Origin of the sequence: Burkholderia sp. WAC0059 (assembly GCF_002870125.1) — a bacterium.
Lineage (GTDB): Bacteria > Pseudomonadota > Gammaproteobacteria > Burkholderiales > Burkholderiaceae > Paraburkholderia.
Genome location: NZ_PNEO01000002.1, coordinates 68083 through 83873, shown reverse-complemented (window position 1 = coordinate 83873; position 15791 = coordinate 68083). Strand labels below are relative to the sequence as shown.

The following is a 15791-nucleotide window of genomic DNA, read 5'->3' as shown; positions in this document are numbered from 1 at the left end:
GCCTGACTCCGTGAGGTCGGGAGCGTGATTCTACGGGTTCGTTACCGGACCGGGGCCGGCCGGCGGCGATGGCCGGACATGCGCCGCGCCTGTCGCCTCGCGGCGGGTAGCGCGCGTCAGTCCGGCAACGCGTCGAGCAACGCCAGCTCGGCGAGCAGGGCGTCGGGCCCGTCGAACTCGCGCGCGGCCGGCGGCAGCGCGGGCCGCGCCAGCATCACGACCGGCAGCCCCCGTTCGCGCGCCACGGCGAGCTTGGCCTCGGTCGCGCCGCCGCCGCTGTTCTTGCTCACGACCACGTCGACGCATCGTTCCTCGAACAGCGCGCACTCGCCCTCGGCCGTGAACGGGCCGCGCGCGTCGATCACGCGCGCGCGCGCGTGGCCCGGATGCGCGTCGAGACAGCGGATCGTCCAATGTTGATGCGCCGGCACCGCGTCGAGATGCGCGAGCGGCTCGCGGCCCAGCGTGAAGAGCGGCCGCGCGAACGGCGCCAGCGCGGCGACGATGCCGGCCCAGTCGTCCACGACGCGCCAGTCGTCGCCGGGCTGCGCCCGCCACGGCGCGCGGCGCACGGCCCAGTAAGGCACGAGCGCCGCGTCGCAGGCCTGCGCGGCGTTCGCGCTGATGCGCGCCGCGTAGGGATGAGTCGCGTCGACGACGAGCCCGATCGCCTCGTCGGCCAGATAACGGGCCAGCCCGGCCGCGCCGCCGAAGCCGCCCACGCGCACCGCGCAGGCGAGTTCGGCCGGCACGCGGCCGAGCCCGGCGAGGCTGTAGACGTGATGCGGCGCGAGCCGGCGCGCGATGCGCAGCGCGTCGCCGGTGCCGCCGAGCAGCAGGATGCGCGTCACGACGCGGCTCCGGTGCATGTCGCATCGGGCGCGACGAAAACGCGGCGATTCCCGCTACGCGCGGTCGTGTACTTCATGGCTTGCGCGCCTCCAGCAGCGTCACCGGCAGCGCCTGACGCCAGGTGTCGAAGCGACCGAGCGGCTGCGCCTCGCCGAGCGCGATCCGCGTGAGCGTGCCGCCGTGCCGCGCGCGCCAGGCGACGAGCGCCGCTTCGCCTTCCAGCGTCACCGCGTTCGCCACGAGCCGGCCGCAGCTCGCAAGACGCGCCCAGCAGGCGTCAAGCACGCCGGGCACGCTCGCGCCGCCGCCGACGAACACCGCGTCGGGCGTCGCGAGGCCGTCGAGCGCCTCGGGCGCCCGGCCCGCGACGAGCTGCAGCCCCGGCACGCCGAGCGCGTCGCGGTTGTGCTCGATGAAGCGCTGCCGCTCGGCGTTCGCCTCGATCGCGATGGCGCGACACGCCGGATGCGCGCGCATCCATTCGATGCCGATCGAGCCGCTGCCCGCGCCGACGTCCCAGAGCAGTTCGCCCGGCGCGGGCGCGAGGCGGGCCAGCGTGACGGCGCGCACGTCGCGCTTCGTGAGCTGTCCGTCGTGACGATAAGCCTCGTCGGGCAAGCCCGGCGTCAGCGGCCAGGCGCGCGCGCCGTCGCCGGCCGCGCATTCGAGCGCGACGAGATTCAGCGCGGCGATGCCGGGCACGGCCCGCGTGTCGCCCCGTTCGTTGCGCCATTCGTCAGCCCGTGCGTCGATGCGCCGCTCGAGCGGGCCGCCCAGATGCTCGAACACGCTGAGGCGGCTCGCGCCGAAACCGCGCTGCGTCAACCATTGCGCGAGCGCGGCCGGCGTTTCGCCGTCGGCGCTCAGGACGAGCACGCGCGCGCCGGCGCGCAGATGCGTCAGCAGGCCGGCCAGCGGCCGCCCGACGAGCGAGACCGTCGCCACGTCCTGCAGCGCCCAGCCCAGCCGCGCGGCCGCCAGCGAGAGCGACGACGGCGCCGGCAACACCGTCATCTCGCCGGGCGGCACGCGCCGCGCAAGCGTCGCGCCGACGCCGTACAGCATGGGATCTCCGCTCGCCAGCACGCAGACCGGGCCCGCCTCGCGATACGTCAGCAAGGGCTCGACGCTGAACGGCTGCGGCCACGGCACGCGGCGCGCGCGCACGCGCACGGGCAGCATCGCCAGATGACGCGCACCGCCGACGACCACGACGGCGTCGAACAACGCGCGCCGCGCCGTGCGCCCGAGGCCGGCATAGCCGTCGTCGCCGATGCCCACCACGGTCAGCCATGCCTCGCGTCTTTCGTCCTGCATGCGGTTTTCGCCTTCTTTCATGGGCCCGGCGGGCAATCCCACGCGCCTCGCCGTTCCCGTCGTTCCGAAAGCGGGCATAATAACGCGTTCGTCGGCGCCCCTCGGGGCCGACCGGCAAGGCTTGCGCGGCGGCACGATCCGCGCCGGGTCGGGCCAGGTCGAGTCAACCGGCCGGCTGCTCACGGCTTACGGTCTACACGTCCCTGGGGTATCCCGACGAATGCCGCAATCGCGCCCGCGCGACGGGCGAGCCGCCCGTCGGAACGCGTCCGGATGCCGGCCCCCGAACCCCGTCTCGCCGATGACCGCCCTGCACTCCGCCCCTCCCGACGCTCCGCACTCCGCCACGCCCCGGCCGTCCGCGTGTCCGGGACTGCTGCGCATCGTCGCGGCGCGCGACGGCGGAATCTGCCGGATCAAACTACCCGGCGGCCGGCTGGACGCGAGAAAAGCCCGCGCGATCGCCGACGCCGCCCGCCGGCATGCCGGCGGCACGCTCGAACTGACCAACCGCGCCAATCTGCAGATACGCGGCGTGCGCGCCAGTCACGAGGCCGTGCTCAGCGACGCGTTGCTGCGCGCCGGACTCGGGCCCGAGGCGGCAGTCGGCTCCCATTCGGAAACCGACGTCGCAACGGCCGACGATCTGCGCAACCTGATGCTGAGCCCCGCCGCGGGCCGCGATCCCGATGCGATCTTCGACACGACCGGACTGATCGCGCCGCTCCTCGAACGCCTGCAAAACGAAGCGCGCTTCGCCGCGCTCTCGCCGAAGTTCGCGCTGCTGATCGACGGCGGAGAGCGGCTTGCGGCGCTCGATCATCCGCACGACCTCTGGCTGACCGCGACGCGCGACGTCCCCGATGCGCAAGACGTGCGCTTCGCGTTCGGACTGGCCGGCTGCCCGCCCATCGAAGGCGACGACCGGCCGGCCTCGGTCGCGCTGGCGACGGTTGCGCCCGACCAGGCGCCGGCGCTCGTCGGCGCGCTGCTGCATGCGTTCCTCGACCTCACCGCGCCCGGCGACACGCGCATGCGCGACGTGCTCGCCGCCCACACCGCCGCGGCGGTGCTCGAACGCGCGCAGCGGCATCTCGGCTTCGCCCTGCCGCCCGACCCGTCGCTCGCCGCCTGGCGGCGCGCACGCGCCGACGCCGCGCTGCGCTTCGGCGCGCGTCCGCAACGCGCGTCCGGCACCTGGCAGGTCGGCGGCCAGCCCCCGCTCGGCCGCCTCGACGCCGCCACGCTCGAGGCGCTCGCGACGCTCGCCGAAACCGCCGGCAACGCCACGCTGCGCCTCACGCCGTGGCAGGGCGTGCTGCTGCCCGACGTCGCAACGCGCGCCGTGCCCGACGTGCTGACCCGGCTGAATGCGCTCGGCCTCGTCTGCGAGGCGAATGCGCCGCTCGCGAGACTCGTCGCCTGCACCGGCTCGGCCGGCTGCGCGAAGGGGCTCGCCGATACCAAGGCCGACGCGCTGCGCCTCGCCGCGCGCCTGCCGGCCGGCGTCGAGGCGCATCTGAGCGGCTGCGCGCGCTCGTGCGCCGCCGCGCATTGCGCGCCCTGGACGCTGCTCGCCACGGCGCCCGACCGCTACGACCTCTACCGCCGCATGACGGACGGGCAAGACGGCTTCGGCCGGTGCCTCGCCCGCGGCCTGCCCCTCGACGAAGCCGCCGACGCGCTCGCGCGGCTCGCCCGGAGTTTCCCCGATGACTGACTACCTGCGCGACGGCGCGCAAATCTACCGCCAGTCGTTCGCGACCATTCGCGCGGAGGCCGACCTCTCGCGCATCCCCGCCGACCTCGAAAAGCTCGCCGTGCGCGTGATCCACGCCTGCGGCATGGTCGACGTCGTCGACGACCTCGCGTTTTCCGACGGCGCGGGCGCAGCCGGGCGCGCGGCGCTCGCGGCCGGCGCGCCGATTCTCTGCGACGCGCGCATGGTCGCGCACGGCATCACGCGCGCGCGCCTGCCAGCCGCGAACCCGGTACTTTGCACGCTCGACGACCCCGCCGTGCCCGAACACGCGCGCGCGCTCGGCAACACGCGCTCGGCCGCCGCCGTCGAACTGTGGCAGCCGCATCTCGCCAACAGCGTGGTCGCGATCGGCAACGCGCCGACGGCGCTCTTTCACCTGCTCGACCTGCTCGCGGCCGGCGCGCCGCGCCCCGCGCTGATCCTCGGCTTCGCGGTCGGCTTCGTCGGCGCGGCCGAATCGAAGGCGCTGCTCGCCGAACGGAACCACGGCGTGCCCTACGTGATCGTGCGCGGCCGGCGCGGCGGCAGCGCGATGGCCGCCGCCGCCGTCAACGCCCTTGCTTCGGAAACCGAATAAATGAGCGAAAAAGGACGTCTCGTCGGACTCGGCGTCGGCCCCGGCGACCCGGAACTGATCACGCTGAAGGCGCTGCGGCTCCTCAAGGCCGCGCCCGTGGTCGCCTATTTCGTCGCGAAGGGCAAGAAGGGCAACGCGTTCGGCATCGTCGAGCCGCATCTGGACGACGCGCAATTGCGGCTGCCGCTCGTCTATCCCGTCACGACCGAGGCGCTCGAACCGCCGCTCTCCTACGAGGCGATCATCGCCGACTTCTACGACACGGCCGCCGGCGTGCTGGCCGGGCATCTGGAGGCGGGCCGCGACGTCGCCGTGATCTGCGAGGGCGATCCGTTCTTCTACGGCTCCTACATGTATCTGCACGACCGGCTCGCCGCGCGCTTTCGCGCCGAGGTCGTGCCGGGCGTGTGCTCGATGCTCGGCGGCGCGGCCGTGCTCGGCGTGCCGCTCGTCTACCGCAACCAGAGCCTCGCGGTGCTCTCGGGCGTGCTCGCCGAGGACGAACTGCGCCGGCGGCTCGCCGACGCCGACGCCGCCGTCGTGATGAAGCTCGGCCGCAACTTCGAGAAGGTGCGCCGCGTGCTCGTCGAACTGGGCCTCGCGCAGCGCGCGCTTTATGTGGAGCGCGCGACGATGGCGAACCAGCGCATCGTGCCGCTCGACGAGGTCGACCCGATGGCCTCGCCCTACTTCTCGCTGCTCGTCGTGCCGGGGGAAAAATGGCAAGGATGACGACGCCGCCCGCCATCGTGATTCTCGGGCCCGGCGCGCTCGCCACCGCGCGGCGCGTGCAGGCCGTGTGGCCGGGCGCGCAGGTTCACGGCCTCGCCGGCCGCATCGAAAACGCCGACGTCGGCTTTCGCGAGCTCGGCGCGCATCTGCGCGAGCTCTATGCGCGCGGCACGCCGATCGTGGCGCTCTGCGCAGCGGGTATCGTCATCCGCTGCGTGGCGCCGCTGCTCGACGACAAGGGCGCCGAGCCGCCCGTGCTCGCGCTCGCCGAGGACGGCAGCGCCGTCGTGCCGCTGCTCGGCGGGCTCGCCGGCGTGAACGTCATGGCGCGCGAGATCGGCGTGGCGCTCGGCATTGCGCCCGCCATCACGACGAGCGGCGAGCTCCGCTTCGGCACCTGCGTGCTGAATCCGCCGCCGGGCTACGCGCTTGCGAACCTCGAGCAGGGCAAGCGCTTCGTGTCGGACCTGCTGGCCGGCGCCGGGACTCGCATCGAAGGGCATGCGCCGTGGCTCGACGAAGCGGGCCTGCCGCGCGACGCGTCGGCGCCGCGCGCGATCCGCGTGAGCCCGCTCGCCTGGGACGGCAGCACCGACGCGCTCGTCATTCATCCGCGCAGTGTCGTGGTCGCCGTCGACGAGACGGCGTGCGATAAGGCCCAGGATAGCGCCCCGAACACGCAGGACGGACAGCCGCTCGCCGCGCGCATCCGCGCGATGCTGCGCGCGCACGGCCTTGCACCGCTCGCGCTCGCTGCGATGCTCGCGCCGTCCGGCAGGATGAGCGACCGCGCGCTGCGCGAGAGCGCGGCGGAACTCGGCGTGCCGCTGCGATTTACCGATGCGCCCGGCCCGGCGCGCGCGCGCCTCGAAGCCGCATTCCGTGGTGCCGGCCATCCCGGCCATCCCGCCGAGTTCCCCGCCTCCGACGACGCCGGCCTCGCGCTCGCCGTCGCGTCCGCACCCGTCGATCCCGACACGCTCGGCCGCGCGCGGGGCAAGTTGACCGTGATCGGCCTCGGCCCCGGCCGCGCGGACCTGATGACGCCGGCAGCCCGCGCCGCGCTCGACGAGGCGACCGACGTGGTCGGCTACGCCACCTACGTCGAGATGGCCGGACCGCTGCGCGCCGGGCAGGCACGGCACGCCACCGACAACCGCGAGGAATTGCAGCGCGCGCGCCACGCGTTCGAACTCGCGAGCACGGGCCGGCGCGTCGTGGTCGTCTCGTCGGGCGACCCCGGCGTGTTCGCGATGGCCGCCGCCGTGCTCGAAGCGCTCGAAGCCGCCGACGACGCGCGCTGGCACGCCGTCGAGCTCGCCATCGTGCCGGGCGTGTCGGCGGCGCTCGCCACGGCTGCGCAGGCCGGCGCGCCGCTCGGCCACGACTTCTGCATGCTCTCGCTCTCCGACAACCTGAAGCCGTGGGCCGTCGTCGAACAGCGCCTCGCCCACGCCGCGCAGGCCGACCTCGTGATGGCGTTCTACAACCCGCTCTCCCGCGCGCGGCCGTGGCAGCTCGAACGCGCGCTGGAAATCGTGCGCGCGCATCGAAGCGACGACGCGCGCGTCGTGCTCGGCCGCGACATCGGCCGGCCCGGCGCGACGCTGACCACGACGACGCTCGGCGCGCTGCGGCCCGCCGACGTGGACATGCGCACGATGGTGATCGTCGGGTCCTCGACGACGCGCGGCTTCGCGCGCGCGGACGGCGGCGAGTGGATCTATACGCCGCGCTGGTACGGGAAGCAGTAGCGACGAACGCAGCGGCGGGAGAGCCGCAAGAAAAAGCGCCCGGAAGATACCGGGCACGCCGGCCGGGCGGCGTCAATCATCGCAATCGCGCAGTTCGCGGTCTGCGGTCAATCCGCCGAAAGCCGGCGAGCCTGCGCAAGCAGCGTCTCCGGCATGACGCACTCGCCGCCCCACGCGCGCGCCAGTGCATCGCAACGGCCCAGACGCACGTCGGCCAGTTCGAGATCGACGACCCTCACGTGATCCGCGCGCCGCGGCCGCACAGGCAACTGCGTGCTGCGGCCGTCGCTCATCAGCCACAGCACGCGCTGCTGCGCGGGCTTGCGGCGGCAGGCGGCATCGAGCAGCCTTGACGCCGCGTCGATGCCGGCGCCCAGCGGCGTGCCGCCGCCCGCGCCGACGGGTTCGAGCCAGCGCTCGTTCCACCAGCGCGGTACGGCCGGCCCGAAGCGCACATGCGCCTCGTCACCGCCGAAGCAGATCAGCGCGGCCTCGGCCCGCTCACGGCGCGCGCGATCGAAGAGCGCGATCAGGAGTCCCTTCGCGAGCGCAAGCTGGCCGTGCGCGAGCATCGAGGCCGAGCAGTCGAGCACGAAGCAGTGCAGCACGCCGCTGCCGCGTTCGCGCGGCGCGAAGCGCAGATGCGCGCCGCGCAGCGGCTGCGGCCCTTTCGTCGCCAGCGTCGGCCACCAGGCGATGCGCGAGCCGGGCTCGGCCCGCGCCGCGCGACCGCGCGCCGCCCGATCCTCGCGATCATCCGGACCCTCGTCGGGCCGCCGGACGCCGCCCGGCATCGGGGCGGCGGTCCCTGTCCGGCGGCTCAGCGTTTTTTTGCGGACAGCGGCACCACGCCCTTGACCGTCGCGGCCGCCACCGGCTCCGGCGCGAGATAGCCCCAATCGCCGTCCGCCGCGGCGGAATCGGCACCGTTCGCCCCGCCGCCGTTCGGGCTCGCCTGCCCGGCGAACGTTTCGCCCTGCCGCTGCGCATCGCCACGACGATCGGCCGATGCGGTCTCCGGCTCGCCGGGCGCGCGCCGCCGATGCGCGAGCACGGCCGGTGCGACGCGATCGACGTGCGCCGTCGTGACGGCCGGCGCGCCTTCGAGTGCGGCCAGCGCGCGCGCCGCGCGCAGCATCACGAGATCGGCACGCAGACCGTCCACGGCCGCCTCGATGCAGTGCGACGCGGTCCGCTCGTGCACGTCGTCGCCGAACGACAGCCCGGCCAGCGCGGCGCGCGCCGTCCGGATGCGCTGCGCGAGCACGCGTTGCCCGGCCTCGTGAGCCGCGCGAAACGCATGCGGATCGGCATCAAACGCGAGCCGCGCCCTGACGATGCACTGGCGCACCGCCGCGTCGAACGCGTTGCGCAGCTCGACCATCAAGCCGAAGCGGTCGGTCAGTTGCGGGCGCAGCTCGCCCTCTTCCGGATTCATCGTCCCGACCAGCACGAAACGCGCGTCGTGGCGATGCGAAACGCCGTCGCGCTCCACCGTGTTGACGCCGCTCGCCGCCGCGTCGAGCAGCACGTCGACGAGCGCGTCGGGCAACAGGTTCACCTCGTCCACGTAGAGCACGCCGCCGTGCGCGGCGGCGAGCAGACCCGGCGAAAACCGCACCGCACCGTCGCGCAGCACCGCTTCGAGGTCGAGCGTACCGACGACGCGCTCCTCGCTCGCGCCGAGCGGCAACGTGACGAACGCGCCGTCTGGCAGCAGCTCGGCCAGCGCGCGCGCGGCCGTCGATTTGGCCGTGCCGCGCGGCCCGCTCACGAGCACGCCGCCGAGCGCCGGATCGATCGCCGCGAGCAGCAACGCCTGTTGCAGCGGCGCCTGGTCCACCAGCGCGGCAAACGGAAACGCCGGGGGCGCAGCCGGATCGTTCATGGTCGGGTTCCTTCGAGATGCTGCCCGGCTTCGAGCAGACGGTTTTCGAGCTGCGCGCGATAGTCGCCGGGCTCGCGCCACAGGCCGCGCTGGATCGCTTCGAGCAGGCGCTCGCAGATCGCCTGCAGCGCATGGGGATTGTGCTCGCGCAGGAAGGCGCGCGTGGCGTCGTCGTTCACGTAGGCGTCGGTCACGAGCGCGTACTGATGGTCGCCCACCACGCGCGCGGTCGCGTCGTAGCCGAACAGGTAGTCGACCGTCGCGGCCATTTCCGCCGCGCCGCGGTAGCCGTGCCGCTTCACGCCGTCGATCCATTTCGGATTGACGACGCGCGAGCGGACCACGCGCGCGATCTCCATCGAAAGCGGCCGCACGCGCGGCGCGGCCGGATCGCTGTGGTCGGCGTGATAGACGTCCGGCTGGCGGCCGGACAAATGGCGCGCCGCGGCCGTCATGCCGCCCTGGAACTGGTAGTAGTCGTTCGAGTCGAGCAGATCGTGCTCGCGGTTGTCCTGGTTCTGGAGCACGACGTCGAGCGCCGCGAGCCGCTCGCCGAACGCCTCGCGCGCCTCGTCGCCGGCGCTGTTCTGCGCGTAGGCGTAGCCGCCCCACGCCCGGTACGCGTGTGCGAGATCGGCATCGGTCTGCCACTGGCGCTGGTCGACGAGCGACTGAAGGCCCGCGCCGTAGGCGCCGGGCCGCGCGCTGAACACGCGCCAGCCGGCGCGGCGGCGCGCCTCGTCGGCGTCGAGGCCGCGCGCCATCCAGGCGTCGCGGTCACGCCCGACGCGCGCGCGCAGCGCGTTCACGTGTTCCGGCTCGTCGAGTTCGGCCACGGCCTGGACGGCGGCGTCGAACAGATGCATGACGTTCGGAAACGCGTCGCGAAAGAAGCCCGAGACGCGCAGCGTCACGTCGATGCGCGGCCAGCCGAGCGCATCCGTCGGCAGGATCTCGAAATCGACGACGCGCTGGCTGCCGGCGGCCCACTTCGGCCTCACGCCGATGAGCGCGAACGCCTGGGCGATATCGTCGCCGCCCGTGCGCATCGTCGCCGTGCCCCAGACCGAGAGGCCCACGGCGCGCGGGTAGTCGCCGTGCTCCTGCAGATGGCGCTCGATCAACTGCCGCGCCGACTTCTGCCCGAGCACCCAGGCCGATTGAGTCGGTACCGCGCGCGTATCGACCGAATAGAAGTTGCGGCCCGTCGGCAACACGTCGGGCCGGCCGCGCGAGGGCGAGCCGCTCGGGCCCGGCGGCACGAAACGGCCCTCCAGCGCGCGGCGGAACTGGCGCATTTCCTCGGCGCCGCAGGCGTCGAGCTTCGGCAGCACGTCGGCGCGCAACCGTCCGATCACGGCCGCGGCCTGCGGCAACGCACAGAGGCCGGGCAGCGGCCGGGCGTCCGTCTGCTGCTCGCCGCATTCCGCGCCGAGCAGCGCGAGCGCGAGCGCTTCGAGCCGCTCGCGCGTGTCGCCCGCGTGGCGCCACGGCGCGTCGCTGACCGCCGCGAGCCACGCGGGCCGCGGCCCGGTCCAGGGCACGGCCGCGTCGAACCCGGCGGCGTCGAGCAGCGGGTCGATCTCGAAGTCGCGCGCGAGCGCCCCGATCAGCCCCGCGTTCGCGCCCTGCCCTTCGCCGCACGGATAGCGGCCGAGCGCGAGCAGCGTGTCGAGCCGCTGACGGCCTGCCGGCGAAACGCCGAACGTGTGGAGCCCGTCGCGGATCTGCGCCTCCTTCAACTCGCAGAGATAGGCGTCGGCGCGCGTGAGCAGCGCGTCCTCGGCCGCCGGATCGGCCGGCAGACCGACGCTCAGCTCCTCGTGCAACCGGTGCTCGACGATCGTCTCGAGGATGGTCCGGCGCAGCAGCTTCGCGCGGCGCGGGTCGACCATCAGCGCGTCGTAGTACTCGTCCACCTGGCGCTCGAGGTCCTGGAGCGGGCCGTAGTTTTCCGCGCGCGTGAGCGGCGGCATCAGGTGATCGACGATCACGGCCTGGGCGCGGCGCTTCGCCTGGCTGCCCTCGCCCGGATCGTTGACGATGAACGGATAGAGATGCGGCAGCGGCCCGAGCGCGAGGTCGGGCCAGCATGCGTCCGAGAGCGCCACGCTCTTGCCCGGCAGCCATTCCAGATTGCCGTGCTTGCCGACGTGGGCGATCGCGTCGATGCCGAACGCGTGCCGCAGCCAGAAATAGAACGCGAGATAGGCGTGCGGCGGCACGAGTTCCGCGTCGTGATAGTTCGCGTAGGTATCTTCGCCGCGCGAGCGCGAGGGCTGGATGCCGACGAACACCTGGCCGCAGCGCCAGCCCGCGATCATGAAACGGCCGCGCCGCACCGTCGGGTCCTGCTCCGGCGCACCCCAGCGCGCGATCATCGCGTTCTGCGCCTCGGCCGGCATCTGCGAGAAATGGCGGCGATAGTCGTCGAGCGAAAGGCTCTGCCAGGCGGGGCGCAACGCGCGCGTGTCGGGGTCGTTCGTCACGCCCGAGGTCAGGAGGCGCATCAGCGCGTCGCCGCTTTCGGGCACATCGGCCACGCGATAGCCCTCGTCGCGCAGCATGCGCAGGATGCCGAGCACCGAGGCCGGCGTGTCGAGCCCGACGCCGTTGCCGATCCGGCCTTCGCTCATCGGATAGTTCGCGAGCACGAGCGCGAGCTTCTTCTGCGCGTTCGGCAGCCGGCGCAGCCGGCACCAGCGCCGGCTCAGCTCAGCCACGAACGCGAGGCGCTCCGCGTCGGGCTGATAGCGGACCACGTCGACCTGGGTGTGCTCGCAGTAGTACGCGAGCCCCTTGAAGCTGATCGCCCGCGTGACGATGCGCCCGTCCACCTCGGGCAGCGCGACGTGCATGGCGATGTCGCGCGCGTTCAGGCCGTGGTTGTCCTTGAGCCAGTCGGCCCGGTTGCTGCCGCTCAGGATGACCTGGAATACCGGCGCGTCGCCCGCGAGTTCGATCGGCGCGTCGTCGCCGGGCGACGAGGCCGCGAACGCGGTCGTGTTGAGCACGAGCGAGACCTCGTGCTCGCGGCACAGGCGCTCGATGACGTCGCGGCTCACCGCGTCCTTCAGCGAGGTGACCGCGATCGGCAGCGGATTCATGCCGCGTTCGAGCAGCGCCTCGTTCAGCGCGTCGAACACCTCCGTGTTCGCGGACTGCAGATGGGCGCGGTAGAAAAGCAGCGCGACGACGGGCGCATCCGCGTGCCAGCGCGCGCGCCAGTCGTCGAGGGTCGCCACGTCGTGCGCGGGGTGATAGAGCGAGGCCGCGGGCAGGATCAGCGGCGGCGCGGGCTCGCTGCCCCAGTCGAGGCCGCGCCAGGCCAGTGCGCGCAGGAAATTTCCAGCGTTGGCCGCGCCGCCTTCGCGCAGGTAGCGCCAGAGCAGCCGGCAAAACGCGGGCGCCGCGCGACTCTTCGCAAGGAGGTTCGGGTCTTCCTGGAGGTCGCCCGAGAACATCGCGAGCAACTGTCCGCGCCGCTCGGCCAGCGCGACGACCTGTTCGATGCCGTAAGGCCAGTACGCCTCGCCGCCGAGGTGATCGACAACGACGACGCGCGCGTGCTGCAGCACGTCGTCGAGATAGAAATCGACCGAGGCGGGCTGGCGCAGATAAGCGACGTTCGCGAGCCGCACGCTCGGGAAGCCTTCCGGCAGCCGGGACACGACGCTCGCCAGCAGCGCGAGCGTCGTGTCGGCGGAACTGAGCACGACGATCTCGGCCGGCTGCTGGTCGATGCGGATCACGCCGGCCGTGTCGTCGACGAATCCCCCGGGCGTGGTGCGCAGCAGATGCATGGCGAGGCGGCTCGGTCCTGCGCGTTCAGCGCGCGGCTGTGGCTATGGCGAGCGACGCCGACGCGGCCCCGCCCTGCGCCAGCGCCGCGTCGAACGCGCGCTGCAACGCGGCCGCGTCGAGATCCTCGCCGATCAGCACGAAGCGCGAGAGCGGCTGCGCGGCCAGCTCGCCGGCCTGCCAGCGGCGATCGAAGTAGCTGTCGAAGCGCCGCCCGACGCCCTGCACCACGAGCCGCATCGGCGCGCCCGGCAACGCGGCGAAGCCCTTCACGCGATAGATCGTGTGCGCGTCGACCAGTTGCCCGAGCGCGGCCAGCACGGCCTCGCGCGAAGGCGCCGGCGCGCTCACGACGACCGAGTCGAACTCGTCGTGGTGATGGTCGTGATCGGGATCGTCGGCACTGCCGTGATGATCGTGGCGCAGATGGATGCTTTCCTCCGATGCCGATTCGAGGCCGAGCAGCGCGTGGAGGTCGAGCGCGCCGCGCTGCGCGCGCACGATCTTCACCTGCGGCGGCAGTTCCTTGCGCAGTTCTTCGACGAGCGCGTCCTGCCGGGCGACGTCGAGCAGGTCAGTCTTGTTGAGAATCACGAGGTCGGCCGCGCAAAGCTGGTCTTCGAACAGTTCGTGCAGCGGCGACTCGTGGTCGAGATTCGGATCGGCGCGGCGCTGCGCGTCGACGGCCTGCGGATCGTCGGCGAACTGGCCGCTCGCGGCGGCGGGCCCGTCGACCACGGTGACGACGGCATCGACGGTAAAGCTGTTGCGGATCGACGGCCAGTTGAACGCCTGCACGAGCGGCCTGGGCAGCGCGAGGCCCGACGTCTCGATCAGCACGTGGTCGATTTCGCCACGCCGCTCGACGAGCTGCTCCATCACCGGGAAGAACGCCTCCTGCACGGTGCAGCAGAGGCACCCGTTGGCGAGCTCGTACAGTTGACCCAACGCTTCGCTGCCGTCCTCGTTGCAGCCGATCCCGCAGCCGCGCAGGATCTCGCCGTCGATGCCGAGTTCGCCGAACTCGTTGACGATGACCGCGATGCGCAGCCCGCCCGCCTGTTCGAGGATGTGGCGCAGCAAGGTAGTCTTGCCGCTGCCGAGAAAGCCCGTCACGACCGTGACCGGAATCTTGCGTGTCTGCATTCGTCATGCTCCTGTGGCGCGCCGCGGGTTGGCGCTGTTCGCGCCGTCCGCGCCTTCCCGTTGCGACGATCCCGCGCCGTATGGCGCCATGGCGCCGGCCGGCATCTGCCGGCGCGGCGGCTCCCGTGCGGACGACGGCCGCCCGCGCGGTGCGCAGCGCGGCGACCGACGCGGGACGCGACGGCACAAACCAGGCGAACGACGGGCAAACGGACGGGGACGACCGACGGCAGTACGGCACGGGCCGCCTCTCGCGGCCGCGATGAAATTCACGAAGCCGATGCCGCATCCCCGCGGTATCGGCTCCTTCCTCTCCGGCCGGTATCCGGACTGACGAAACGCCGCTTCGCCTTCCCGCGCCGCGGGCCCGAAGGGCCTCGCCGCGCAGTGGCTGCCGGCGTGCACGGTGATGCGCACGCGTCGAAGTCGGCTCTGCATCGCTCGCGCGATGCGCTCGTCGTACCGTTGCGGGGGCAGTTCAGGTTGGCCGGCTCGCCGATATGAAGAGCGGCTCCCTGATTCCCGTTTAACTGCGCGCGCAAGGAAAGCGCGCGCGGGCACCGAAGTGCGTGCGAGTGTAGGCGCGGCGGGAACGGGCGTCAAGGAACGCCCCGGCGGCGCACGGGTTTCGGCGCGACGGATGCCGAAAGCGCCGGAAACCGTCCGCGGCATCCGGCATCGAAACTCGTGAAAAAAGCCTGTGGTATCGTAGCGCGCATTCGCGCCGGCCCTGCCGGAACGTCCCCGGCGCCCCGCCCCGGTCTCGCCCGCATCGTGAATCGTCCCGCCCCGTCCGTCCCCGAATCCTCGCCCCCGACCTCGTGCCGCGCAGCGGCAACGCTCGTGCTCGGCATCGGCTGCCGGCGCCACGCGAGCCTCGCGCAGATCGAGGCGGCCGTGCGGGCCGCGCTCGGCGAACGCCCGCTCGGCGACGTCGGGCTCGTCGCGACCGTCGAAAACAAGGCCGACGAACCGGCCCTGCTCGCGTTCTGCGCGGCGCATGCGCTGCCGCTTCGCGTCTTCGCCCGCGCGCGGCTCACGGCCTGTCCGGCGTCGGGCGCGCCGTCGCCGGCAGCGCGCGCGCATCTGGGCGTCGACGGCGTTTGCGAGCCCTGCGCGCGGCTCGGCGCCGACGGCGGGCCGCTCGTGCAGGGCAAGATCGCGCGGGACGGCGTCACCGTCGCGCTGGCGAGGCGCCTGCCTAGCGAGCGCGACGACCGGCATCCGGCCGGCGCGGCATGAGCCCGGTGCCTGCACGCCGAACGTCGCGCATAATGGCCCGCCCGTCAAAACCGCCCGAACGCCCGCCGTATTCGCCGCCCGAGGCGGCATCCATCACAGATAGAACCCGACACCGATGAAGACCGACCCCGAATCGCATCTGCGCATGACGCAACGCCGCCGCGAAGGCCACGAGAAGAAGCAGGCCGCCGCCACGATCGAAAAGGGCCTGCTGATCGTCCACACCGGCAACGGCAAGGGCAAGAGCACGGCTGCGTTCGGCATGGCCGTGCGCATGCTCGGGCACGGCATGAAGCTCGGCGTCGTGCAGTTCATCAAGGGCGCGCTGCACACGGCCGAGCGCGATTTTCTCGGCGGCGTCGCGCACTGCGACTTCGTCACGATGGGCGACGGCTACACCTGGAACACGCAGAACCGCGACGCCGACGTCGCGACGGCCCGCAAGGGCTGGGACGCCGCGCGCGCGATGATCGAGAGCGGCGATTACCGGATGGTGATCCTCGACGAGCTCAATACGGTGCTCAAGTACGAGTATCTGCCGCTCGACGAAGTGCTCGGCGTGCTCGCGGCGCGCCCGCCCTTGCTGCACGTCGTCGTCACGGGCCGCCACGCGCCGGACGCGCTGATCGAAGCCGCCGATCTCGTCACCGAGATGCGGCTCGTCAAGCACCCCTACCGCGAGCAACACGTCAAGGCCCAGGCCGGCGTGGAGTTCTGAGG

General features: G+C 72.9%; 12 protein-coding genes and 1 riboswitch. Of the genes, 6 read left to right on the top strand and 6 right to left on the bottom strand.

Annotated elements, in window-relative coordinates; translation table 11 throughout:
- Positions 1 to 116 precede the first annotated feature (116 nt).
- Positions 117 to 869, bottom strand: coding sequence for a cobalt-precorrin-6A reductase (locus CY652_RS02365; protein ID WP_102129090.1), 753 nt, complete (start codon positions 867 to 869; stop codon positions 117 to 119).
- Positions 870 to 924: 55 nt separating this feature from the next.
- Positions 925 to 2169, bottom strand: coding sequence for a precorrin-6y C5,15-methyltransferase (decarboxylating) subunit CbiE (gene cbiE, locus CY652_RS02360; protein ID WP_102129332.1), 1245 nt, complete (start codon positions 2167 to 2169; stop codon positions 925 to 927).
- 301 nt (positions 2170 to 2470) lie between these two features.
- On the opposite strand from cbiE, the gene cobG reads away from it, so the two are divergent.
- Genes cobG through cobJ form a run of 4 tightly spaced genes read left to right on the top strand, consistent with a single transcriptional unit; the run spans position 2471 to position 6994 of the window.
- Positions 2471 to 3889: a precorrin-3B synthase gene (gene cobG, locus CY652_RS02355; protein ID WP_102129089.1), complete on the top strand. Its 1419-nt coding sequence runs from the start codon at positions 2471 to 2473 to the stop codon at positions 3887 to 3889.
- Positions 3882 to 4508 (top strand): precorrin-8X methylmutase, encoded by a 627-nt coding sequence (locus CY652_RS02350; protein WP_102129088.1) that lies wholly within the window; start codon positions 3882 to 3884, stop codon positions 4506 to 4508. Before cobG ends, CY652_RS02350 begins: the two co-directional genes overlap by 8 nt.
- A complete protein-coding gene (locus tag CY652_RS02345) occupies positions 4509 to 5240 on the top strand; it encodes a precorrin-2 C(20)-methyltransferase (RefSeq protein WP_102129087.1) in 732 nt (243 codons plus the stop codon).
- Positions 5237 to 6994: a precorrin-3B C(17)-methyltransferase gene (gene cobJ, locus CY652_RS02340; protein ID WP_102129086.1), complete on the top strand. Its 1758-nt coding sequence runs from the start codon at positions 5237 to 5239 to the stop codon at positions 6992 to 6994. The genes CY652_RS02345 and cobJ overlap by 4 nt, the downstream gene beginning before the upstream one ends.
- A 107-nt stretch (positions 6995 to 7101) precedes the next feature.
- On the opposite strand, the gene CY652_RS02335 is transcribed toward cobJ, so the two are convergent.
- Genes CY652_RS02335 through cobW form a run of 4 tightly spaced genes read right to left on the bottom strand, consistent with a single transcriptional unit; the run spans position 7102 to position 13829 of the window.
- Complete coding sequence (locus CY652_RS02335; protein ID WP_146010002.1) at positions 7102 to 7788, bottom strand: vWA domain-containing protein; 687 nt, start codon at positions 7786 to 7788, stop codon at positions 7102 to 7104.
- Between the two features lie 26 nt (positions 7789 to 7814).
- The gene (locus CY652_RS02330) at positions 7815 to 8882 is read right to left on the bottom strand and encodes an ATP-binding protein (RefSeq protein ID WP_102129085.1); all 1068 of its coding nucleotides are present in this window, start codon (positions 8880 to 8882) and stop codon (positions 7815 to 7817) included.
- A complete protein-coding gene (gene cobN / locus CY652_RS02325) occupies positions 8879 to 12685 on the bottom strand; it encodes a cobaltochelatase subunit CobN (RefSeq protein WP_102129084.1) in 3807 nt (1268 codons plus the stop codon). Before cobN ends, CY652_RS02330 begins: the two co-directional genes overlap by 4 nt.
- Before the next feature lie 25 nt (positions 12686 to 12710).
- Positions 12711 to 13829 carry a cobalamin biosynthesis protein CobW gene (gene cobW, locus CY652_RS02320; RefSeq protein WP_102129083.1) on the bottom strand — a complete coding sequence of 373 codons (1119 nt, stop codon included), beginning with the start codon at positions 13827 to 13829 and terminating at the stop codon, positions 12711 to 12713.
- Between the two features lie 299 nt (positions 13830 to 14128).
- Positions 14129 to 14409: riboswitch (cobalamin riboswitch) on the bottom strand.
- Positions 14410 to 14603: 194 nt separating this feature from the next.
- Here cobW and CY652_RS02310 point away from each other — a divergent pair.
- Both CY652_RS02310 and cobO read left to right on the top strand, forming a co-directional pair.
- On the top strand, positions 14604 to 15071 hold the full coding sequence (locus tag CY652_RS02310; protein ID WP_102129081.1) for a cobalamin biosynthesis protein: 468 nt from the start codon (positions 14604 to 14606) through the stop codon (positions 15069 to 15071).
- 115 nt (positions 15072 to 15186) lie between these two features.
- Positions 15187 to 15789, top strand: coding sequence for a cob(I)yrinic acid a,c-diamide adenosyltransferase (gene cobO / locus CY652_RS02305; protein WP_102129080.1), 603 nt, complete (start codon positions 15187 to 15189; stop codon positions 15787 to 15789).
- Positions 15790 to 15791: the final 2 nt, after the last annotated feature.